Genomic DNA, 21,427 nt, shown 5'->3' with positions numbered 1-21,427 from the left:
AATCTAGGAGGAGATGAGGATGATTACCGCTGGAATCGACATGGGCTCCCGCAGCGTGAAAGTGGTGCTGCTGGAAGAAATCAATGTGGAAGGCAAGCCGACCTTCGCGGTCAAGAAGGCGCATCTGATGATGCCGGGCGACCTCGACGCCGACCAGGCGGCGGACAAGGCTTTCGCCGACGCGCTGGCCGCGGCCGGGGTGACGCGTGACCAGGTGAAGTCAGTCTTCGCGACCGGTGCCGGGCGCAATCAGGTCGGCTTCGCGACCGAGGGCATCACCGAGATGACGGCCGGCGCGAAGGGTGCGGTGTTCATGTTTCCGCAAGCCCGCACGATCGTCGATGTCGGCGCCGAGGAAGGCCGCGGCATCAAGACCGATCCGGACGGCAAGGCGATCGACTTCGCCGGCAACGAAAAGTGCGCCGCCGGTGCCGGTTCGTTCGCCGAGGCGATGAGCCGCGCGCTGCAGCTCACGCTGAAGGAATTCGGCGAGGCGAGCCTGAAGTCGGACAAGAACATCCCGATGAACGCGCAATGCACCGTGTTCGCTGAATCGGAAGTGGTGTCGCTGATCCACTCCTCGACGCCGAAGGAAGACATCGCGAAGGCGGTGCTGGATGCGGTGGCGAGCCGGGTGTGCGCGATGGTGCGCCGGGTCGGTATCGAGGGCAACGTCGTGCTGATCGGCGGGATGGCGCACAACCCTGGCTTCGTCCAGTCGCTGAAGAACGCGATGGATGTCGATCAGGTGACGCTGCCCGACCTGCCCGAGTACGTCAGTGCCCTGGGCTGCGCGCTGATTGCGGCCGAGCGCCTGCACTGAACCCACGCGATAGACACGGATAAAGGAGCGATCAAATGAATGCAGAAGTTGCTGCGGCTACCGCCCCCGAGAAGAAGGAATTCTGGCGCTGGCAGGAAAACACGGTCTGGGACGAGAACAAGGACTGGCGCGACGCCAAGATCATCACCTGCGGCATCGACGTCGGCTCGGTGTCGTCGCAGGCGGTGCTGGTCTGTGACGGTGAGCTCTACGGCTACAACAGCATGCGCACCGGCAACAACTCGCCGGACTCCGCGAGGAACGCGCTGCAGGGCATCATGGACAAGATCGGCATGAAGCTCGAGGACATCAACTATGTCGTCGGCACCGGCTACGGCCGGGTGAACGTGCCCTTCGCCCACAAGGCGATCACCGAGATCGCGTGCCACGCCCGCGGCGCGAACTACATGGGCGGCAACGCCGTGCGCACGATTCTCGATATGGGCGGCCAGGACTGCAAGGCCATCCATTGCGACGAGAAGGGCAAGGTCACGAACTTCCTGATGAACGACAAGTGCGCGGCCGGTACCGGCCGTGGCATGGAAGTCATCTCCGACCTGATGCAGATTCCCATCGCCGAACTCGGCCCGCGCTCGTTCGATGTCGAAGTCGAACCGGAAGCCGTGTCGTCGATCTGCGTCGTGTTCGCGAAGTCCGAAGCGCTGGGTCTGCTCAAGGCCGGCTACACGAAGAACATGGTTATCGCCGCGTACTGCCAGGCGATGGCCGAGCGTGTCGTGAGCCTGCTCGAGCGGATCGGTGTCGAGGAAGGCTTCTTCATCACCGGCGGCATCGCGAAGAACCCGGGCGTCGTCAAGCGCATCGAGCGCATCCTCGGTATCAAGGCGGTCGATACGAAGATCGACAGCCAGATCGCCGGTGCGCTGGGTGCGGCGCTCTTCGGTTACACGCTGATGCAGAAGCAGGCCAAGGCCGCGTAAGCAGAAAAGGCCGAACCACCGGCGGCCGACCCGGATCCGCCCCAGGGACTCCCTGGGGCCCCGGGCGGCCGGTAGGCGGCGAACACATTTTTCGGGAGAACGACATGATCGCGAACTACGGCTACAAGGATGGTTCCGGCGAGTACTACATCAGCATCAACACGGACAAGTGCATCGAGTGCTCCGATCGCGGCTGCCTGACCGCCTGTCCGCACGAGATGTTCGAAATCATCACCGACGACTACGACGACGAAGTCGCCTGGGTCAAGAAGGAAAAGACCCGCGCGCTGGCGTACGACTGTGCCGCATGCAAGCCGGCCGGCTACACGACGCTGCCCTGTACGACGGCCTGCACGCCGGGCGCGATCAAGCACTCCTGGTGAGGGACGCGACATGAACACGACGACAGGCGATACCGCTATGAGCACGAAGAAGCTGATCCCGATCAAGCTCGCCGGTTCGACGACGCCGGAAGAGGATGTCGAAGAGCGCCTGATGGGCCAGGGCTGGAAGCGCCTGACGACGATCGGCGAGCCGCGGCTATCTGAAATTGCCGAAGCGTATCGCGGCATGGGTTTCGAAGTGCACGTCGAGGTCTGGAAGAGCGAAGGCGACGGCTGCAACACCTGCCTCGACGCGGACACCGAAATGGGCAAGATCCTGGGCACCGTCTACACCCGCCCGGGCAACGGCCAGAAGAAGGACGACGAGCTGTTCTGAACGAGCGACGCGCCCGTGGCGCGCACACCGGTGACACCTTAGGAGGAAGGCAAATGGCGGATCAGAAGCGGGTAATGCGGTTGCTGAACAAGGACGATCTGAACGCGATCGTCAGGATTGACGCTGCAGCTTCGAAAGAAGAGCGCCGCGAGTACTACCAGCGCAAGGTCGACGCGACCGTCAATCCGAAGCACAACATTAATGCGTCGCTCGTCTGTGAGATTGACGGCAAGGTTGTCGGTTTCGTGATGGGCGAAGTCTACTTCGGCGAGTACGGGATTCCCGAGACGACCGCGACGATCGACACGATCGGCGTCGATCCGGGCACCCAGAATCGCGGCGTCGCGAGCGAGCTGCTCGACCAGTTCATGACGAACATGAAGGCCGCGGGCGTCAGCAAGGTCTACACGCTGGTGAACTGGGACGACTTCGCGCTCGAGAAATTCTTCTCGCGGCAGAAGTTCACGCCCTCCAAGCGCATCAACCTCGAATACACCGTCGCCTGATCACGGCAACCCCGGGAGCCTTCGCCATGTGGATCGACTGCCATTGCCATACGAAACACTCGTACGACAACTGGCTCGAGCCGGTCGACCTGATCCGGCGGGCGAAGGCGCTCGGGCTCGACGCCGTGTGCATCACCGAGCACTACTCGTACGAAGCGTCCGAACCGGTCGAACAGGTCGGACGCGATGAGGGGCTGCTGGTGCTGCGTGGCGTCGAGGTCGCCACCGACCGCGGACACATGCTCGCGTACGGCGTCGAGGACGATGGCTGGAATATCTGGGGGCGCAACAACTATCTCCCGATCAACGAGGTCGTCGAACATATCAACGGGCTCGGAGGAATCTGTGTTCCGGCCCATCCGTTTCGCGAAATCGGCTTGTCGAGCCTGCTCGAAGGGCTGCTCGACCTGAGCGGGATCGCCGCGGTCGAAACGCACAACGGTGGCAACCTCGACAGTGACAACGGGCTGGCGATCAGCGCTGCGGCGCATATGCGGCTCCCGTCGCTCGGCGGCAGCGACTGCCACAAGACGGAAGCGGTCGGACGCTGTGCGACCGAGTTCCTGCAGCCGGTGACGGACATGAAGAGTTTCATCGCGGCGGTCAGGGCTGGAGCGTGCCGGGGCAGGTATTTCCCGGGCTACATGCAGGCCGCCCTTGCCGCGTGACTACTGAACGGAAGCAAGGAAAAACCGGGCGGGACATCCGCGGACCGGACTGACGAAGCGGAGTCCGGCCTGGGCGGGAAGAAACATCCCGCTCAACCAACAGACGCAGTCGCCGCACCCGGCGGCTGCACAGAGCGGATCGAACCGCCGATAGCAGCGTTTGAGGAGATGGAGTGATGGAAGGCGCACAGACAACCGAAATCAGATGGTGGAAGGCGAGCCGCAAGACCGGAATGCCGGAGTTCGGCGCGCCGGTGAAGCTGACGATCGACGGCGTCCAGGTCGAAGCGCCCGCTGGCGCATCGGTGCTCAATGCGGCGACCGCGGCCGGCCTCTACATCCCCGCGCTGTGCGCGCACCCCGATCTGCCGCCCGCCGGCCAGCGCGGCGCCGGCGACGGTGGCTGCAACCTCTGCATGGTCGAAGTCGAGGGCTCCGACGGCCTCGTCAAGGCCTGTTCGATGCCGGTCGAAGCCGGCCTCGTCATCAAGACGCAATCTCCCGCGATCCAGGAATCGCGCCAGGCGAGCCTCGCAAAGATCCTCGGGCCGCACCCGCATGTCTGCCTCACCTGTCCGCAGCGCGAAGGCTGTTCGCGTTCGCAGTGCTCGTACGGCAACCCGCAGGAAACCCGCTGCTGCACGATCTTCTCGAGCTGCGAGCTGCGCAAGGTGTCCGATTTCATCGGCATCCCGAACACGACCCCGCCGTACAAGCCGGTGCAGTTGCCGATCATCAAGAACGAGCCGTTCTTCGACCGCGACTACAACCTCTGTATCGACTGCCGCCGTTGCCTCGTCGCCTGTAACGACGTGCGTGGCGTCGGCTGTCTCGAAGTGAAGGAAGTCGAGACGCCGCAAGGCAAGCGCACCTACGTCGGCACGATCGCGCCGACGCTGATCGAATCCGGCTGCACGTTCTGTCAGGCCTGCGTGACCGTCTGCCCGACCGGCGCGCTGATGGACCGCACGCTCGACCCCGCGCACCGCGAAGAGTCGATGGTGCCGTGCAAGTCCGCCTGTCCGGCCGGCATCGACGTGCCGCGCTACGTGCAGCTCGCCGCCGAAGGCAAGTACGGCGAGGCGATCGCGGTCGTCCGCGAAAAGCTGCCGTTCCCCGGCATCCTCGGCCGCGCGTGCTTCGCAATGTGCGAGACCGCGTGCCGTCGCGGTCAGCTCGACGATCCGCTGTCGATCCGCAACCTCAAGCGCATCGCCGCGGACAACGATACCGGCCTGTGGCGCGAGTTTTCGAAGAAGCTGCCCGCGACCGGGAAGAAGGCCGCGATTATCGGCGCCGGTCCGGCCGGCCTGACCGCCGCGTATTACCTCGCGAAGCAGGGCCACACCGTCACCCTTTTCGACGCGCAGCCCGCCGGCGGCGGCATGGCGCGTTACGGCATCCCGTCGTACCGCGTGCCGGCCGAGGTCATCGACGACGAGATCGCTGAAGTCGCCGCGGTCGGCGTCGAGTTCCGCTTCGAGACGCGCGTCGAGAATGTCGATGACCTCTTCGCCGACGGCTACGAGGCGGTGTTCATCGGCATCGGCTGCCAGGGCGGCGACAAGCTCGGCATCCCCGGCGACGACTTGCCCGGCGTCGTCGACAGCCCGACCTATCTGCAGGCGGTCACGATGGGGCTGGTGAATACGCCCGACGGCATCCAGACCGGCAAGAAGGTCGCGGTGATCGGCGGTGGCAACGTCGCGACCGACAACGCGCGCTCGTCGCGCCGCTTCGGCGCCGACGTCGACATGGTCTACCGCCGCACCCGCGAGGAAATGCCGGCGCGCCAGGACGAGTTTGACGGCTGCCTCGACGAGGGCGTCAATATCCGCTACCTGCTCGCGCCGAAGAAGATCGAGCCGGGCCGCAACGGATCGCGGCTGGAGATCACCTACGCGAAGATGAGCCTCGGCGAAGCGGACGCGTCCGGCCGCCGCCGCCCGGTCGAGACCGGCGAGGAAATCACCGAAGGCGTCGATCTCGTGATCTCGGCCGTCGGCCAGCATCCCAAACGCTTCGAAGGTTTCGGCGTCGCGACCGACCGCAAGGGCCGCGTCACCGTGCGCGAGGATTCGATGCTGACGAGCCGGCCCGGCATCTACGCCGGCGGCGACTGCGTGCTCGGACCCTCGACGCTGATCGAGTCGGTCGCCCAGGGTCGCGTCGCGGCTTCGGCGATGGACCTCGCGCTCGGCGGCGACGGCGACATCTCCGAAGTGCTGCTGCGCGACGGCTGGGAAACGAACCCGTGGATCGGCCGCAAGGACGGCTTCAACAAGGTCCGCAAGTTCCATCCGATCCTGCTGTCGCCGGAAAAGCGCAGCGGCTGGGACGAAGTCGAACTCGCGTTCGACGACGCGACCGCCCGCGCCGAGGCTGCGCGCTGCTTCAAGTGCAACCTCGCGCCGAAGATCGCCGACGCGGTGCTGCCGCCCGAGACGTCGCTGAAGTTCGACGAAGCGTCCATTGCAGCGGTGCCGACGGAGGCGGGCGTGTTCCAGCTGCTCGACGACGACAAGAACGTGCTGATGATCAAGGGCGTCGAAAACCTGCGCGAAGGCCTGACGGAGCAGCTCGAACGCGGGGCCGAGGCGACGAACTTCGTGTTCGAGGAAGCGGCGATGTTCACGTCGCGCGAAAGCCAGATGATCCAGGCCTACCTGCAGCAGTACGGAAAGATGCCCGGAGGCGGATCGGACGAACTCGACGACCTGTTCTGAGGAGACACGGACATGGGACAGGTCATCGATTTCTGGTCGGCCGAGGAAGTCCGGCCGACCTTGTCGGCCGAAGGTAGATGCCGGTGCACGAACTGCGGCGCGGATTTGTGGCACATCCGCTGCGACGGCGAAGTCTGCTGCGCCGACTGCGACGCGGTGTGTCCGTACCGGCTGCAGCGCCGGGACCAGGAATGAGCACCCCGTCGGATATCGCGTGCGGGAACGGTCCGACCCACGCCTGCCCACGCGGGGCTTGAGCCGGAACCGAAACAAGAGAAGTCACCAACACCAGCCAGCAACCGAGAGAAAAACCCGGAAATAACGGGGAACACGGGAGACAACATGACGCAATCGCAATTCCAGTTCATCACCTACGGCGTCGCCGACGGTCTGGCGACGCTGACCATCAACCGGCCGCCGTTCAACGTCCTCGACATCCCGACGATGGAAGAGGTCAACGCGGCGCTCGATCTGTGTGTCGCGGCGCCCGACGTCAAGCTGCTCGTCGTCACCGGCGCGGGCGAGAAGGCGTTTTCGGCCGGCGTCGAGGTCGCGGACCACACGCCGGACAAAGTCGACCGGATGATCGAGGTGTTCCACGGCATCTTCCGTCGCATGGAGCAGTTGCCGATCCCGACGCTCGCCGCCGTCAATGGCGTCGCGCTCGGCGGCGGCATGGAACTCGCGATCGCCTGCGACATGATCGTCGCGTCGGCGAACGCCAAGTTCGGCCAGCCGGAAATCAAGCTCGCCGTGTTCCCGCCGATCGCGGCCGTGCTGCTGCCGCGGCTCGTACCGCCGGCTCGGGCGATGGAACTCCTGCTCGGCGGCGAGAACATCGGCGCCGACGAGGCGAAGGCGATCGGTCTGGTGAACCGCGTCTTTGCGAAGGAGACATTCCGCGACGACGTCGCGGCCTTCGTCGCCCCGTACCTCGCGCTTTCGCGCGCCGCGCTCGCCTCGACGCGCAAGACGATCCGTGCCGCCGCGGGCAAGCCGTTCGGCGCCGCGCTTGACGCGGCCGAGAACATCTACCTGAACGAACTGATGGCGACCGAGGACGCGAAAGAAGGGCTCGCCGCCTTCCTCGAGAAGCGCAAGCCGGTGTGGCGCAACTGCTGAGCCGCGATCTACGACCGAACGAAGATAACTGGAGACGAGCGTGATTCCACAATTCATCGATACCTGGCAGATGACCGAGCCGGGCACCCTGAAGAAGACCCAAGTGCCGATGCCGGACCTCGCGCCGGGTGACGTCGTCGTCAAGATCGCCGGTTGCGGCGTCTGCCACACCGACCTGTCGTACTTCTACATGGGTGTGCCGACGGTGCAGAAGCCCCCGCTGTCGCTCGGCCACGAGATCTCGGGCACTGTGATCGGTGGCGAACCGTCGATGATCGGCAAGGAAGTCATCGTCCCGGCGGTGATCCCGTGCGGCGAGTGCGAGCTGTGCCATACCGGCCGCGGCAACCGCTGCCTGTCGCAGAAGATGCCGGGCAACTCGATGGGCATCTACGGTGGGTATTCGAGCCACATCGTCGCGCAGTCGAAGTACCTTTGCGTCGTCGAGAACCGCGGCGACACGCCGCTCGAGCACCTGTCGGTCGTCGCCGACGCGGTGACGACGCCATACCAGGCCGCGGTGCGCGCGGATCTGAAGAAGGACGATCTCGTGATCGTCGTCGGCGCCGCCGGCGGCGTCGGCAGCTTCATGGTCCAGACCGCGAAGGGCATGGGCGCGAAGGCCGTCATCGGCATCGACATCAACGAGGAAAAGCTCGTGATGATGAAGGACTACGGTGCCGACTTCATCATCAACCCGAAGGACAAGAGCGCGAAGGAGGTCAAGGAACTCTTCAAGGGTTTCTGCAAGGAGCGCGGCCTGCCGTCGAATTACGGCTGGAAGATCTTCGAGGTGACCGGCAGCAAGCCCGGCCAGGAGCTCGCGCTGTCGCTGCTGTCCTTCACGGGCAAGCTCGTCATCGTCGGCTACGGCACGGCCGAGACGACGTACATGTTGTCGAAGCTGATGGCCTTCGACGCCGAAATCATCGGCACCTGGGGCTGCCCGCCGGACCGCTACGCGGCCGTGCGCGACATGTGCCTCGACGGTCGCATCCAGCTCGGACCCTTCGTCGAAACGCGGCCGATGAGCCAGATCGAACAGGTCTTCGACGAGGCGCACCACGGCAAACTCAAGCGGCGCGTCGTGCTGACGCCCGATTTCTGATCCACGCTGACCACCCGAAAATACAGGAGACAACTCATGGCACTCGACTGGCTGCCCCGCGACAACCACACCAAGGACCACTCCCTGCTCGGCGAAGAGCATTTCGGCACGGAGGCGCCCTCGGTTCTCTTCGAGAAGCGTCCGGTGACCGACCCGCAGGGCAACGCGGTTCCGGGTCTGTACGCGGCGTGGATCATCCTGAACAACCCCACGCAGTACAACTCCTACACGACCGAGATGGTCAAGGCGATCATCGCCGGCTTCCAGCGCGCATCGAGCGATCGCACCATCGTCGCGGCGGTGTTCACCGCGGTCGGCGACAAGGCGTTCTGCACCGGCGGCAACACCGCCGAGTACGCGTCGTACTACGCCCAGCGCCCGAACGAATACGGCGAGTACATGGATCTCTTCAACGCCATGGTCGACGGCATCCTGAACTGCAAGAAGCCGGTGATCTGCCGCGTGAACGGCATGCGCGTCGGCGGCGGCCAGGAAATCGGCATGGCGACCGACATCACGATCACCTCCGACATGGCGGTGTTCGGCCAGGCCGGCCCGAAGCACGGCAGCGCGCCCGACGGTGGCTCGACCGACTTCCTGCCGTGGATGCTGAACATGGAAGACGCGATGTACAACTGCATCTCGTGCGAGCCGTGGAGCGCGTACAAGATGAAGTCGAAGAACCTCGTCACGAAGGTCGTGCCGGTGCTGAAGAAGGACGGCGAATGGGTCCGCAACCCGCTTGTGCGCACCGACGCCTTCGTCGATGACGGCGAGCTGGTCTACGGCGAATCGGTGGCGGCCGACAAGGCGAAGGCGGCGAAGGAGCTGATCGCGCAGTGCACGACGGACTTCTCGAAGCTCGACGCCGAGGTCAATGCGCTGGTGTGGAAGTTCGCCAATCTCTTCCCGGGCTGCCTGATCAAGTCGATCGACGGCATCCGTGGCAAGAAGAAGTTCTTCTGGGACCAGATGAAGCTCGCAAACCGGCATTGGCTCGCGGCGAACATGAACCACGAGGCGTACCTCGGCTTCACGGCCTTCAACAACAAGAAGGCCACCGGCAAGGACGTCATCGACTTCATCAAGTATCGCCAGCTCGTCGCCGAAGGCGCGGTGTTCGACGACAACTTCGCCGAGCAGGTCCTCGCGAAACCGAAATCGTAGTTTTCAAGGCCTCTCCCTTCCCGGGGTGAGGGCGGACTACCCGTCCTTAACTCACCCCATTTTTTTTCCATTCGGGGAAGAGCGAGGAGTGCGGCTCGCGACGATAGCCGAGCCGCTTCCCGCCAATAAAGGGGACCAGACATGCAACTGAAGGACAGGGTCGCAATCGTGACCGGCGCCGGGCAAGGCATCGGCGCGGCGGTCGCGGCGGCGTATGCGCGGGAAGGCGCGAAAGTCGCCGTCATCGACCTGAACCTCGACGCCGCACAGCGGGTCGCGGCGGACATCGTCGAGCGCGGCGGAGATGCGATCGGCGTCGCCTGCGACGTCTCGAACCGCGAACAGGTCGAAGCGATGGCGGGCGAAGTCGAAAAGCGCTGGGGCCGGATCGACATCCTAGTCAACAACGCCGGCATCACGCGCACCGCGATGCTCAACAAGATGACCGGCGAACAATGGCAGCAGGTGCTTAACGTGCACCTGAACGGCGCGTTCAACTGTCTGCAGGCGGTCGTCGGCGGCATGATCGAACGGCGCTACGGCCGCATCCTCTACGTGACCTCGGCCGCGGGCGTGCTCGGCACGATCGGCCAGATCAACTACAGCGCCGCGAAGGCCGGCATCCTCGGCATGACGAAGAGCACCGCGAAGGAGCTCGCGCGCTACAACATCACCGCGAACGCGATCGCGCCGGGGGCGGCAACGCCGATGACCGAGACGATTCGCACCGACGACCGGTTCAAGGAAAAATATCTCGACCGTATCCCGCTGGGCCGCTGGGCCGAGCCCGAGGAGATCACGCCGGTGTTCGTGTTCTTCGCATCGGATGCGTCGAGCTACGTGACCGGCCAGGTGCTCGCGGCCGACGGAGGGATGACGATCAACTGACGTGGAGTCGACGCGGGGGCCGCGCAAGCGGCCCTCGCGCTTACGGGCCGTCGCGGGGGCGGCCGTCACGGGCGCGCGGCAGAGCCGCGGGCCCGGACGGACACGGGGCGACTACCGCATGTCCGGACCGGCGCGAGCGGGCCCGGAGCGAATAAAAGCAGAAACTGGAGACGAGGAAGATGGCAGAACTCAGTAGCGCCGACCACGGTACGATCCCCCCGCGGATCACGATCCCGCGCGATTACAACGCGGCGCACGACCTGATCGAGCGCAATCTGCGCGCCGGACGCGGCAGCAAGACTGCCGTCATCGACGACCGCGGCAGCTACACGTACGCGCAGCTCGCCGAACGGGTCGACCGTTTCGCGCATGCGCTGTCCGAACTGGGCGTGCGGATGGAGGAGCGGGTGCTGCTGTGCCTGCTCGACACCGTCGACTTCCCGACCGCCTTCCTCGGCTGCATCAAGGCCGGCGCCGTGCCGGTGCCGGTCAATACCCTGCTCACCGCGTCCGACTACAGCTACATGCTGCGCGACAGCCGCGCGCGGGCGCTCGTCGTCTCGTCGTTGCTGCTGCCGGCGTTCGACAGCGCGATCGAGGGAAGTCCGTTCGTCAAGAATGTCATCGTCTCCGGCGGGGACGCCGGCACGCGCGGCGGGCACCTGGACTTCGCCGAGCTGATCGCCGCGCCGCGTCCGCCGTTCGAACCGGCGCTCACCTGTGTCGACGATCCCTGTTTCTGGTTGTACTCGTCGGGCTCGACCGGGGCGCCGAAGGGAACGGTCCATGTGCATTCGAGCCTGATCAACACCGCGGAGCTGTACGCGAAGCCGGTGCTCGGCGTGACCGAGGACGACGTCGTGTTCTCGGCGGCGAAGCTCTTCTTCGCCTACGGGCTCGGCAACGGGCTGACGTTCCCGCTCGCCGCCGGCGCGACCGCGGTGCTGATGTCGGAGCGTCCGACGCCGGCGTCGGTGTCGAACGTGCTGCGCAAGCACAAGCCGACGATCTTCTGCGGCGTGCCGACGCTCTTCGCGTCGATGCTCGTGAGTCCGGAACTGCCGGCGCGCACCGAAGTCGCGATGCGGCGCTGCTCGTCGGCCGGCGAAGCGCTGCCGGCGGACGTCGGCCGCCGCTGGACCGAGCATTTCGGTGTTGAGATCCTCGACGGCCTCGGTTCCACCGAAATGCTGCACATCTTCCTGTCGAACCGTGCCGGCGAGGTCCGCTACGGCACCAGCGGCAAGCCCGTTCCGGGCTACGAGCTTCGCCTCGTCGGCGACGACGGCGAGCCAGTCGCGCCCGGAGAGTCGGGCGAGCTGCAGGTGCGCGGGCCGACGAGCGCCGCGTTCTACTGGAACAACCGCACGAAGAGCCGCGAAACCTTCGCCGGCCAGTGGACGCGCAGCGGCGACAAGTACTCCCAGGACGCCGACGGGAACTTCGTCTATGCCGGCCGCAACGACGACATGCTGAAGGTCGGCGGCATCTACGTGTCGCCGATCGAAGTCGAATCCGCGCTGATCACGCACGAGGTCGTGCTCGAGGCGGCGGTCGTCGGCAAGGCCGACGTCGATGGCCTGATCAAGCCGCTGGCGTTCGTCGTGCTGAAGCCCGGCCTGCAGCCTTCGACCGAATTGCCCGACGAGCTCAAGCGGCACGTGAAGGCGAAGCTTGCCCCGTACAAGTACCCGCGGTGGATCGAGTTCGTCGAAGAGCTGCCGAAGACGGCGACCGGCAAGATCCAGCGCTTCAAGCTGCGCTCGCAGCCGGGGCATTGAGCCGGATTGCCGCATCCTTCAGGCCGGTCCGGCGCGGGGCGTAATGCGAACGCGCGGGCGGCATTGCGATCTGACGTGTGACGTAACACTGTGTATCCTGCGGTTGTAGTCGACCGCGGGGGCGCGGGCGCGCAATTCGGTGAGCGAAGCGAAGGGGTAAAGCGGCAAGGAGCACCAGGAAATCCGTCGGCGGCAACGCCGGCGTTAAGCAAAAAAGTCATACGAGTCGGAAAACCGGCCATACCACTGGAGGAGATGTCATGAGCAACGGATACAACCGTCGCAATTTTCTGCTGTCCGGCCTCGGAGTCGCCGCGGGCCTCGCGCTGCCGTCGGCGCCGCTGTTCGCCCAAGGGGCGAAGAAGGTCCGGGTCGGACTGATGCTGCCCTACACCGGCACGTACGCGGCGCTGGGCAATGCGATCACGAACGGCTTCAAGCTCGCGGTCGAGCAGGGCGGCGGCAAGCTCGGCGGGCGCGAGATCGAGTACTTCACCGTCGACGACGAATCCGACGCGGCGAAGGCGCCGGAGAACGCGAACAAGCTGATCAAGCGCGACAACGTCGACGTGCTCGTCGGCACGGTGCATTCGGGCGTCGCGCTCGCGATGGCCCGCGTCGCCCGCGAGACGAAGACGCTGCTGATCGTCCCGAACGCCGGTGCCGACGAGATCACCGGCCCGCTGTGCGCGCCGAACATCTTCCGCACGTCGTTCTCGGCCTGGCAGCCGGCCTACGCGATGGGCAACGTGATGGCCGAGCGCGGACACAAGAACGTCGTTGCGCTGTCCTGGAAATATTCGTTCGGCGAGCAATCGGTCGCGGGCTTCAAGGAAGCGTTCGAGAAGGCCGGCGGCAAGATCGCCAAGGAAATGTACCTGCCGTTCCCGAACGTCGAGTTCCAGCCCTACCTCACCGAGATCGCCGCGCTGAAACCCGACGCGGTGTTCGTGTTCTTCGCCGGCGGCGGCGCGGTGAAGTTCGTCAAGGACTACGACGCAGCGGGCCTGAAGAAGTCGATCCCGCTGTACGGCTCGGGCTTCCTCACCGACGGCACGCTCGACGCCCAAGGTGCGGCCGCCGAAGGCCTGCTGACGACGCTGCATTACGCCGACGGGCTGGATATCCCGAAGGACAAGGAGTTCCGCGCGGCATACTCGTCGACATTCAAGATGCAGCCGGACGTGTATGCGGTGCAGGGCTACGACGGGGCGCAATTGCTCGCGGCGGGGCTCGCTGCGGTCGGCGGCGACGTGTCGAAGCGCGCCGAGCTGATCAAGGCGATGGAAGCTGCGACGATCGACAGCCCGCGCGGCAAGTTCACACTGTCGAAGGCGCACAACCCCGTGCAGGACATCTATCTGCGGAAGGTCGAAGGCAAGGAGAACAAAGTCGTTGCCGTTGCGGCCAAGGCGCTCGCGGACCCCGCGCGCGGCTGCCGCATGTAGCGGTCCGGTCCGGGATTCATCTCCCGGATCTTCGCCTGATCGACATCATCCGGACGCCGGCAAGGGCGTCCGGAGGGGAGTCTGCATGGATTTCACGACCTTCCTGATCCAACTGCTGAATGCGCTGCAGTACGGGCTGCTGCTGTTCCTCGTCGCGAGCGGCCTGACGCTGATCTTCGGCATCATGGGCATCATCAACCTCGCGCACGGCAGCTTCTACATGATGGGCGCGTACATCGCGTTCTCGCTGACGTCGCTGACCGGCAACCTGCTGATCGCCGTCGTGCTCGGGATCGCGCTCAGCGCGGCGATCGGCTTCCTGCTCGAGTGGGCGCTGTTCGCGCGGCTCTACAAGCGCGACCACCTCGACCAGGTGCTGCTGACCTACGGGCTGATCCTGATGTTCGAGGAGGTGCGCAGCGTGATCGTCGGCGACGACGTGCACGGCGTCGCGATCCCCGAACTGTTGTCGGCGTCGGTGCAGCTCTCCGACACACTGAGCTACCCGGTCTACCGGCTCTTCATCTCCGCGGTGTGCATCGTGCTCGCGATTGCGATGTACTGGCTGATCCGCCACACGCGGCTCGGCATGATGATCCGCGCGGGCAGCAGCAACCGCGAGATGGTGCAGTCGCTCGGCATCGACATCGACCTCGTCTACCGGCTGGTGTTCGCGCTCGGCGTCACGCTCGCGGCTTTCGCCGGCATGCTCGCGGCGCCGGTGTCCTCGGTGTATCCGGGCATGGGCAACCAGGTGCTGATCATCTGCTTCGTCGTCGTCGTCATCGGCGGTGTCGGGTCGATCTGGGGCGCGCTGGTCGCGGCGCTGCTGATCGGGCTCGCCGACACTTTCGGCAAGGTGATCATCCCGGACTACGCCGGGCTCACTGTCTATCTGCTGATGGCCGCGGTACTGCTGTGGCGGCCGGAAGGCATCTTCCGGAGGATCTGACATGCCCCCCGCGCTCAAGAATCCGCGCAACGCGCTCATCGCGACGTTGCTGGTGCTGTCGGTCTTCCCGCTGTTCGGCTCGGACTACTACAACGAGCTGGTGACGAAGATCATGATCATGACGATCTTCGCGATGAGCCTCGATCTGCTCGTCGGCTTCACCGGGCTCGTCAGCTTCGGCCACGCAGCGTTCTTCGGCGTCGCGGCGTACGCGGTCGTGCTGCTGTCGCCGCAGTACGAGGCGGCGAGCCTGTGGCTCGTGCTGCCCGGCGCGGTGCTCGTCGCCGCGGCGGTCGCGTTCGTCGTCGGGCTGTTCGTGCTGAGGACGAAGGGTATCTACTTCATCATGGTGACGCTCGCGTTCGCGCAGATGATCTACTTCATCTTCCACGACTCGCCGCTCGGCGGCGGCTCGGACGGCGTGTTCCTCAACTTCAAGCCCGAGTTGCGGATCGGCGAGACGGTGCTGCTCGACCTCGGCGATCCGCGCCTGTTCTATTACTTCGTGCTGCTGTTCCTCGTCGTCGCGTACGTGTTCCTGCGCGTGCTGCTGCGCTCGCCGCTCGGCCACGCGCTCGCCGGCATCAAGAGCAACGAGCACCGGATGGTGTCGCTCGGCTTCCCGGTGTTCCTGTACAAGCTCGCCGGCTTCGTCATCGCGGGCGGCATCGCCGGGCTCGCGGGCTTCCTGTCGGCATGCCAGTTCGGCTTCGTGACGCCGGAGCTGCTGTCGTGGCACCAGTCGGGCAACGTGCTGCTGATGGTGATCCTCGGCGGCATCGGCAGCCTCAACGGTGCCGCGATCGGCGCGTTCGCGTTCGTCGTGTTGCAGGAGGTGTTCTCGGCGCTGACGAAGCACTGGCAGTTCCTGATGGGCGCGGTGATCGTGCTCGTCGTCATGCTGTTGCCGGGCGGGTTGGCAAGCGTTCCGCAGCGGTTGCGCCGTCTGCTCGTCGGGGGAGGTTCGAATGGGCGTTGAACTCATCTGGGCGACGGGTGCCGCGTCGGCGTCACACGCTTCCGCTGCGCCCGGTCGCGGACCGTCGGGTCAGCCTGAAACGGCCACGACTGGAGGCCGCGGTGCACGCGCCGAACTCCTCGCCGCCGAACCCGTGCTCGCCGCGCGCGGGCTGTCGCGGCAGTTCGGCGGACTCGCCGCGAACAAGGACGTCTCGCTCGACCTGCACCGCGGCGTGCTGCACGCGGTGCTCGGGCCGAACGGCGCCGGAAAATCCACGCTGATCAACCTGCTGTCGGGCGACCTGCCGCCGTCGTCGGGGAAGATCCTGTACCGCGGAACGGACATCTCCGGCTGGCGGCCCGACCGGCGTTCGCGCGCCGGCATCGGCCGCAGCTACCAGCGGACCAACATCTTTCCCGCCTTCACGGTGTTCGAGAACTGCCGCCTCGCGGCGCAGTCGCGCATGCCGCGCGCGCTGCGGATCTTCTCGCGGGCGCAGGGCTACGCGGATCTGTGCGACACGGCCGACCGCGCGCTCGAGGAGGCGGGGCTCGCCGAGCGGCGCGACGTCGTCGCCGCGACGCTCTCGCACGGCGAGCAGCGACAACTCGAGATCGCGATGGTGCTCGCGACCGCGCCGTCGGTGCTGCTGCTCGACGAGCCGCTCGCGGGGATGGGGTCGGAGGAGTCGCAGCGCATGGTCGCGCTGCTGCAGAAGCTGTCGGCGGAGCACGCGATCCTGCTCGTCGAGCACGACATGGACGCGGTGTTCGCCGTGGCTGACGTCATCACGGTGATGGTCACCGGGCAGGTGCTCGAGAGCGGGCCGCCGGAGCAGATCCGGACGAGTCTCGCGGTGCAGGAAGCCTACCTCGGAGCGGGGGACGACGATGAGTGATGTGCTGATCGAAGCGGAAGGCCTCCATTCCTTCTACGGCGGCAGCCACGTGCTGCACGGCGTGGATTTCGCGGTGCGCCGCGGCGAGACGCTCGGCCTGATGGGGCGCAACGGCATGGGCAAGACGACGCTCGTCCGCAGCCTCCTCGGCCACGTGCGTCCGCGCCATGGCCGCGTGTCGGTGTGCGGCAAGACGATGACCGGCGCGGCGCCGCATCTCATCGCGCGCAAGGGCATCGCCTACGTGCCGGAAGGCCGCGGGATTTTCCCGAACCTGTCGGTGCGTGAAAACCTGATGATGGCCGCGAAGGCGGGCGTCGACGGGCGCCGCGACTGGACCTTCGAGCGTGTGCTCGACACCTTTCCGCGGCTCGGCGAACGGCTGACCCACGGCGGCGGGCAGTTGTCCGGCGGCGAGCAGCAGATGCTGACGATCGGCCGCGCGCTGATGACCAATCCGGATCTCCTGATCCTCGACGAGGCGACCGAAGGGCTCGCGCCGCTGATCGCGAAGGAGATCTGGCACATCATCCGGCAGATCCGCGCGACCGGCATCGCGACCATCGTCGTCGACAAGAACCACGCTGCGGTGACGTCGATCTCGGACCGCAACGTGATCCTCGTGAAAGGCCGCGTGGTGTTCGAAGGCTCGAGCCGCGAGCTGCGCGAGCAACCCGAACTGCTGAAGAAGCATCTGGGCGCGGGCTGATGGCTTCGTCCCCCGCTGAACCCCGGCACGGCCGACGCGATCCGCGCGAGCGAGAGCTCTGACCGGGATCGCGAACATCCCGACGTTCGAAACATGACCCGCGGACCCCCGCGGGCGAGACACAGATTCAAGCTACGTATCGAGGAAAGGCAACATGCGAAATATCGATGTGCACCCGATTATCGACAACGCGAAGTTCAACCGCTTCCACTGGACCGTTCTGTTCTGGTGTTCGTTGATCATCATCTTCGACGGCTACGACCTTGTCATTTACGGGGTCGTGCTGCCCGTGCTGATGCAGGAATGGGGCCTCACGCCTATGCAGGCCGGGGCGCTCGGCAGCTACGCGTTGTTCGGCATGATGTTCGGCGCTCTGATCTTCGGCCCAATGTCGGACCGTTACGGACGCAAGCGCGTCATCGCGATCTGCGTCGTGCTGTTCAGCTTCTTCACGGTCATCAACGGCTTCGCGCGCAATCCGACCGAATTCGGGCTCTGTCGATTCATCGCCGGACTCGGCATCGGCGGCGTGATGCCGAACGTCGTCGCGCTGATGACCGAGTACTCGCCGAAGAAGGTGCGCACCACGCTCGTCGCGATCATGTTCAGCGGCTACTCGGTCGGCGGCATGCTGTCGGCCGGTCTCGGCATGTACCTGATCCCGGCGTTCGGCTGGTCGTCGGTGTTCTTCGTCGCCATCATTCCGCTGCTCCTGCTGCCTCTCGTGCTGCGTTCGCTGCCGGAGTCGATTGGCTTCCTGCTGCACGCGAAGCGCGACGCGGAAGCCGGGATCATGCTCGGCCGCCTCGAACCGTCGTTCCGCGGGTCGCCGTCCGACCGCTACTCGATGCCGACCGGCAAGACCGCACACGTGTCGCTCGTCGCGCTGTTCAAGGAGGGGCGCGCGTTGAGCACGGTGATGTTCTGGGTCGCGTTCTTCATGTGCCTGCTGATGGTCTATGCGCTCGCGTCGTGGCTGCCGAAGCTGATGACGCAGGCGGGCTACGGACTCGGGTCGAGCCTGTCGTTCCTGCTCGTGCTGAACGTCGGTGCGATCTTCGGCGCGGTTGGCGGCGGCTTCATCGCGGACCGGCTGCACCTCAAGACCGTGCTCGTCGTGTTCTTCGTGATCGCCGCGTTCTCGATCAGCCTGCTCGGATACAAGAGCCCGACGCCGGTGCTGTATCTCCTCGTCGCCGCCGCCGGCGCGACGACGATCGGCTCGCAGATCCTGCTGTATGCGTTCGTCGCGCAGTTCTATCCGATGGCGATCCGCTCGACCGGCATCGGCTGGGCGTCGGGCGTCGGCCGCACCGGCGCGATCGTCGGGCCGATCCTCGGCGGCACGCTGCTCGCGATGGCGATGCCGCTGGAATACAACTTCATGGTCTTTGCGATTCCCGGGGCGATCGCGGCGATCGCCGTTGCGCTCGTCGCCCGCAACGCGGCGCATGCGCCGAGCGAGGAAGCGCCGCTCGCGTACGCGGCCGAGATTGCGGCCGTGACGGACTGATGCGCGAGGCGAGCGGGGCGGCCGACCGACGCGGCCGTCGCGCCGCCGGGCGATCACGCGTGGTGCTCGGCGCGCGTGGCCTGCAGCCGGCTATTGCCGCGTGATCAGTGAGATCAGGGTTTCGATGCGATTGTTTTCGCTGCACACGGCCAGCCCGTCGGCGAAGGCTGGCTGCGTCAGGCCCGTCAGCACGCTGCCGGTGGGCATCTCGACCGCGATGCGGGCGCCGCGCTCCCACCCGAGCCGCGCCGTGTCGTGCCAGTTCACCGGTCGCGCCATGTTGGTCGCGAGGTCATCAGCCAGCCGAGCAGGATCGTGGATCGCGCGGGCGGCGCTGCTGCTGAGGTAGGTCACGCGGGGGGGCGTCAGGCGCACCGCGGACAGGGCCTCCGCGAGCGCGCGAGAGGCGGGTTCGAGCAACGCGCAGTGGGACGGCACGGCGACGTCGAGCCGTTCGACGCGCGTCGCACCGTTTCGGAGCGCGAGTTCGGCGACGGCCTGCATCGCGGCTTCCGCGCCGGCGATGACGAGCTGGCGCTCGGCGTTCTGGTTCGCGAGATAGACCGGGGCAGCGGTTGCATGGACCTGCGCGACGAGCGCGGCCAGTTGATGGCGCTCGAGGCCGATCACCGCCGTCATGCCGAAGCCGGACGGAAACGAGCGTTCCATCAGCCGCCCGCGGAGCGCAACAAGGTGAAGCGCGTCGCGGTGGTCGAGCGCCCCGGCGACGACCGCCGCCGGGAACGCGCCCGCGGACATCCCGGCGACCATCGTCGGGGGTGCCCCTTCCGCCGTCAGCGCGCGGGCCATCGCGACGCCGGCGACTAGCAGGCACAGCTGAACGGCGACGGTGGAGGCGAGCGCGTCCACGTCGTCCAGCTCCCTCGGGTCGCGTCCGAGCGCGTCGCCGGCCTCTGCGAGCGTCCGGGAGACTTCGGGATGGTCGGGCAGCGCGTGCAGCATGCCCGGCAGCTGGGATCCCTGACCGGGAAAGGTGAACAGCGCGCTCACGCGGCGACTCCCTGGGCGTCGACGAGCTGCCATGGATCGCGCACGAGGACCGGGCCGCGCGCGGTCTTCAGCAGTACCTGCCGCGGTCCGGCGAGCCATTCGTTGAGCGCGAATCCGCCTCGGCCAGTGTCGATCTGCACATCGAGCCGGCAGGCGACTCGTCCCTGCAGGGCCCGCAGGCCTTCAATTTGCGCCTCGCTCGGCGTGCGGATCGCGCGGACGACCAAGTCGAGGTCGCTCTCCGCCCCGAGCATGCATTTCCCCGTCGCCAGCGTGAAACCCGCGCTCCCCGCCGGGCCCCAGGGCAGGCCGAGGTCGTCGAGCCAAGGAGCAAGCGTTCGCAGGGCGACGAGCGGCGCGAGCGTCTCGACCGAGCAGATGTCGGCGACGTGACGCGCAAGCGCTTCGGGAGTCACCGAGCGGACGACGTCCGCGGCGGCAACCAGGTTGGCTTGCCGTTCGCTGCGCGTCCGGCCGCGCAGGCCGACGGCGACAAGGCCGGGACGGTTCGTTTCGGCGCGGCGGACGACGACCGGCCAACTCCCGGTCGCCCAGCCCGGCAGGAAGAGGTGGAACGCTTCCGGTGAACGTACCCAGAGCAGGTCGTGCGGGTGAAAGACGGCGTTTCGCGGGAAGGGGGAGAGCGGGAAGTTCATGGTCGCGTCCTGGTCAGTAAGTGTCGAAGGCGCGGACGAACGTCCGCCCGCGCTCCCTTCGTCAGCCGACAAGCGCCTGGGTGGCGAGGAAGAGCACCGAAGGTCCCATCAGGCAGCCGAGCCCCGTGTAGAAGGTCGAGGTCATCGCGCCGTACGGAACCAGCTTCGGGTCGATTGCGGCCAGCGCGCCGCAGACGCCGCTGGTGGTCCCCATCATCCCGCCGAACACCATCGCGGTGCGGGGGTTGTCGAGGTGGATCGTCCGGGCGAAGAACGGCGTGGCGACCATCACGAGGATCGATTTCACGAGTCCGGCGGCGATGCTCAGCGCCATCACGTCCGAGCTTGCACCGATCGCCGCGCCGGTCACCGGTCCGACGATGTAGGTCACCGCGCCGGCGCCGATCGTGGCCATGCTGACCGCGTCGTCGTACCCGAACGCGGCGGCGACCGCCGCGCCGACGACGAAGGACAGGATCACGCCGGCAAAGAGCGACACCACCCCGCTCACGCCCGCCTTGCGGATTTCACCCAGATGCACGCCGAACGCGGTCGCGGTGATCGCGAAATCGCGAATCATCGCGCCGCCGATGAGGCCGACCCCGGCCAGCATCGGCATGTCGGCGACGCCCTTTTGCCCGCCGGTGAACACGCCGCTGACATAGGCGAGCGCGAGGCCGAGCATGATGGCGATCGCCGAGCCGTGCAGGCGGCCACGCGTGAAGCGCGCAGAGAGCCAGTTGGAGAGCAGCATCGTCAGCGCGACGACGGCGAAGCCGGTGAGCATGCCGTTCTTGGTAAGGACATCAAGGATCAGCTTTTCCATTTC

22 protein-coding genes are annotated in these 21,427 nt (G+C 66.2%); 19 read left to right on the top strand and 3 right to left on the bottom strand.

The window, feature by feature from the left end; genetic code table 11:
- Positions 1 to 19 precede the first annotated feature (19 nt).
- The 19 genes from V6M37_RS13765 (at position 20) to V6M37_RS13675 (ending at position 18,931) form a co-directional block, all read left to right on the top strand.
- Entirely contained in the window at positions 20 to 823 is an 804-nt protein-coding gene (locus tag V6M37_RS13765; protein ID WP_332674189.1) for an acyl-CoA dehydratase activase, read from the top strand.
- Positions 824 to 858: 35 nt separating this feature from the next.
- Positions 859 to 1,764, top strand: a complete 906-nt coding sequence (gene bzdQ, locus V6M37_RS13760) for a benzoyl-CoA reductase, bzd-type, subunit Q (protein ID WP_332674187.1) — start codon at positions 859 to 861, stop codon at positions 1,762 to 1,764.
- A gap of 104 nt (positions 1,765 to 1,868) precedes the next feature.
- Complete coding sequence (locus V6M37_RS13755) at positions 1,869 to 2,147, top strand: ferredoxin (protein ID WP_332674184.1); 279 nt, start codon at positions 1,869 to 1,871, stop codon at positions 2,145 to 2,147.
- Between the two features lie 37 nt (positions 2,148 to 2,184).
- The gene (locus V6M37_RS13750; protein WP_332674181.1) at positions 2,185 to 2,484 is read left to right on the top strand and encodes a hypothetical protein; all 300 of its coding nucleotides are present in this window, start codon (positions 2,185 to 2,187) and stop codon (positions 2,482 to 2,484) included.
- A gap of 53 nt (positions 2,485 to 2,537) precedes the next feature.
- Positions 2,538 to 2,990: a GNAT family N-acetyltransferase gene (locus V6M37_RS13745; RefSeq protein WP_332674179.1), complete on the top strand. Its 453-nt coding sequence runs from the start codon at positions 2,538 to 2,540 to the stop codon at positions 2,988 to 2,990.
- 26 nt (positions 2,991 to 3,016) lie between these two features.
- A complete protein-coding gene (locus V6M37_RS13740) occupies positions 3,017 to 3,658 on the top strand; it encodes a PHP domain-containing protein (RefSeq protein ID WP_332674177.1) in 642 nt (213 codons plus the stop codon).
- 176 nt (positions 3,659 to 3,834) lie between these two features.
- The gene (locus V6M37_RS13735) at positions 3,835 to 6,384 is read left to right on the top strand and encodes an FAD-dependent oxidoreductase (RefSeq protein ID WP_332674174.1); all 2,550 of its coding nucleotides are present in this window, start codon (positions 3,835 to 3,837) and stop codon (positions 6,382 to 6,384) included.
- A gap of 12 nt (positions 6,385 to 6,396) precedes the next feature.
- Complete coding sequence (locus V6M37_RS13730; protein ID WP_332674171.1) at positions 6,397 to 6,579, top strand: hypothetical protein; 183 nt, start codon at positions 6,397 to 6,399, stop codon at positions 6,577 to 6,579.
- A gap of 147 nt (positions 6,580 to 6,726) precedes the next feature.
- A complete protein-coding gene (locus V6M37_RS13725) occupies positions 6,727 to 7,506 on the top strand; it encodes an enoyl-CoA hydratase/isomerase family protein (protein WP_332674170.1) in 780 nt (259 codons plus the stop codon).
- 40 nt (positions 7,507 to 7,546) lie between these two features.
- A complete protein-coding gene (gene had, locus V6M37_RS13720; RefSeq protein ID WP_332674168.1) occupies positions 7,547 to 8,614 on the top strand; it encodes a 6-hydroxycyclohex-1-ene-1-carbonyl-CoA dehydrogenase in 1,068 nt (355 codons plus the stop codon).
- Between the two features lie 36 nt (positions 8,615 to 8,650).
- On the top strand, positions 8,651 to 9,781 hold the full coding sequence (gene oah, locus V6M37_RS13715; protein WP_332674166.1) for a 6-oxocyclohex-1-ene-1-carbonyl-CoA hydratase: 1,131 nt from the start codon (positions 8,651 to 8,653) through the stop codon (positions 9,779 to 9,781).
- A gap of 141 nt (positions 9,782 to 9,922) precedes the next feature.
- Positions 9,923 to 10,669, top strand: coding sequence for a 3-oxoacyl-ACP reductase FabG (gene fabG / locus V6M37_RS13710; RefSeq protein ID WP_332674164.1), 747 nt, complete (start codon positions 9,923 to 9,925; stop codon positions 10,667 to 10,669).
- Between the two features lie 179 nt (positions 10,670 to 10,848).
- A complete protein-coding gene (locus tag V6M37_RS13705; RefSeq protein WP_332674161.1) occupies positions 10,849 to 12,450 on the top strand; it encodes a benzoate-CoA ligase family protein in 1,602 nt (533 codons plus the stop codon).
- Positions 12,451 to 12,710: 260 nt separating this feature from the next.
- Positions 12,711 to 13,898 (top strand): ABC transporter substrate-binding protein, encoded by a 1,188-nt coding sequence (locus V6M37_RS13700; RefSeq protein WP_332674159.1) that lies wholly within the window; start codon positions 12,711 to 12,713, stop codon positions 13,896 to 13,898.
- An 85-nt stretch (positions 13,899 to 13,983) separates the two neighbouring features.
- Entirely contained in the window at positions 13,984 to 14,850 is an 867-nt protein-coding gene (locus V6M37_RS13695; protein ID WP_332674157.1) for a branched-chain amino acid ABC transporter permease, read from the top strand.
- Position 14,851: 1 nt separating this feature from the next.
- Positions 14,852 to 15,829: a branched-chain amino acid ABC transporter permease gene (locus tag V6M37_RS13690; protein WP_332674155.1), complete on the top strand. Its 978-nt coding sequence runs from the start codon at positions 14,852 to 14,854 to the stop codon at positions 15,827 to 15,829.
- Positions 15,830 to 15,962: 133 nt separating this feature from the next.
- Positions 15,963 to 16,709 carry an ABC transporter ATP-binding protein gene (locus tag V6M37_RS13685; RefSeq protein ID WP_332674258.1) on the top strand — a complete coding sequence of 249 codons (747 nt, stop codon included), beginning with the start codon at positions 15,963 to 15,965 and terminating at the stop codon, positions 16,707 to 16,709.
- Entirely contained in the window at positions 16,702 to 17,418 is a 717-nt protein-coding gene (locus tag V6M37_RS13680; RefSeq protein ID WP_332674153.1) for an ABC transporter ATP-binding protein, read from the top strand. The genes V6M37_RS13685 and V6M37_RS13680 overlap by 8 nt, the downstream gene beginning before the upstream one ends.
- 154 nt (positions 17,419 to 17,572) lie before the next feature.
- Positions 17,573 to 18,931 carry an MFS transporter gene (locus tag V6M37_RS13675; protein ID WP_332674151.1) on the top strand — a complete coding sequence of 453 codons (1,359 nt, stop codon included), beginning with the start codon at positions 17,573 to 17,575 and terminating at the stop codon, positions 18,929 to 18,931.
- A 90-nt stretch (positions 18,932 to 19,021) separates the two neighbouring features.
- Here V6M37_RS13675 and mdcH read toward each other — a convergent pair whose 3' ends face one another.
- From mdcH to madM, 3 genes are all read right to left on the bottom strand, one after another.
- Entirely contained in the window at positions 19,022 to 19,942 is a 921-nt protein-coding gene (gene mdcH, locus V6M37_RS13670) for a malonate decarboxylase subunit epsilon (RefSeq protein ID WP_332674149.1), read from the bottom strand.
- Positions 19,939 to 20,598: a malonate decarboxylase holo-ACP synthase gene (locus V6M37_RS13665; protein ID WP_332674147.1), complete on the bottom strand. Its 660-nt coding sequence runs from the start codon at positions 20,596 to 20,598 to the stop codon at positions 19,939 to 19,941. The genes mdcH and V6M37_RS13665 overlap by 4 nt, the downstream gene beginning before the upstream one ends.
- Positions 20,599 to 20,659: 61 nt before the next feature.
- Positions 20,660 to 21,424 carry a malonate transporter subunit MadM gene (gene madM, locus V6M37_RS13660; RefSeq protein ID WP_332674145.1) on the bottom strand — a complete coding sequence of 255 codons (765 nt, stop codon included), beginning with the start codon at positions 21,422 to 21,424 and terminating at the stop codon, positions 20,660 to 20,662.
- Positions 21,425 to 21,427: the final 3 nt, after the last annotated feature.

Origin of the sequence: Aromatoleum sp. (assembly GCF_036675785.1) — a bacterium.
In the GTDB taxonomy this organism is placed as follows: Bacteria; Pseudomonadota; Gammaproteobacteria; order Burkholderiales; family Rhodocyclaceae; genus Aromatoleum.
The sequence above is the reverse complement of the archived record's forward strand: the minus strand, read 5'-3'. Positions and strand labels throughout refer to the sequence as shown.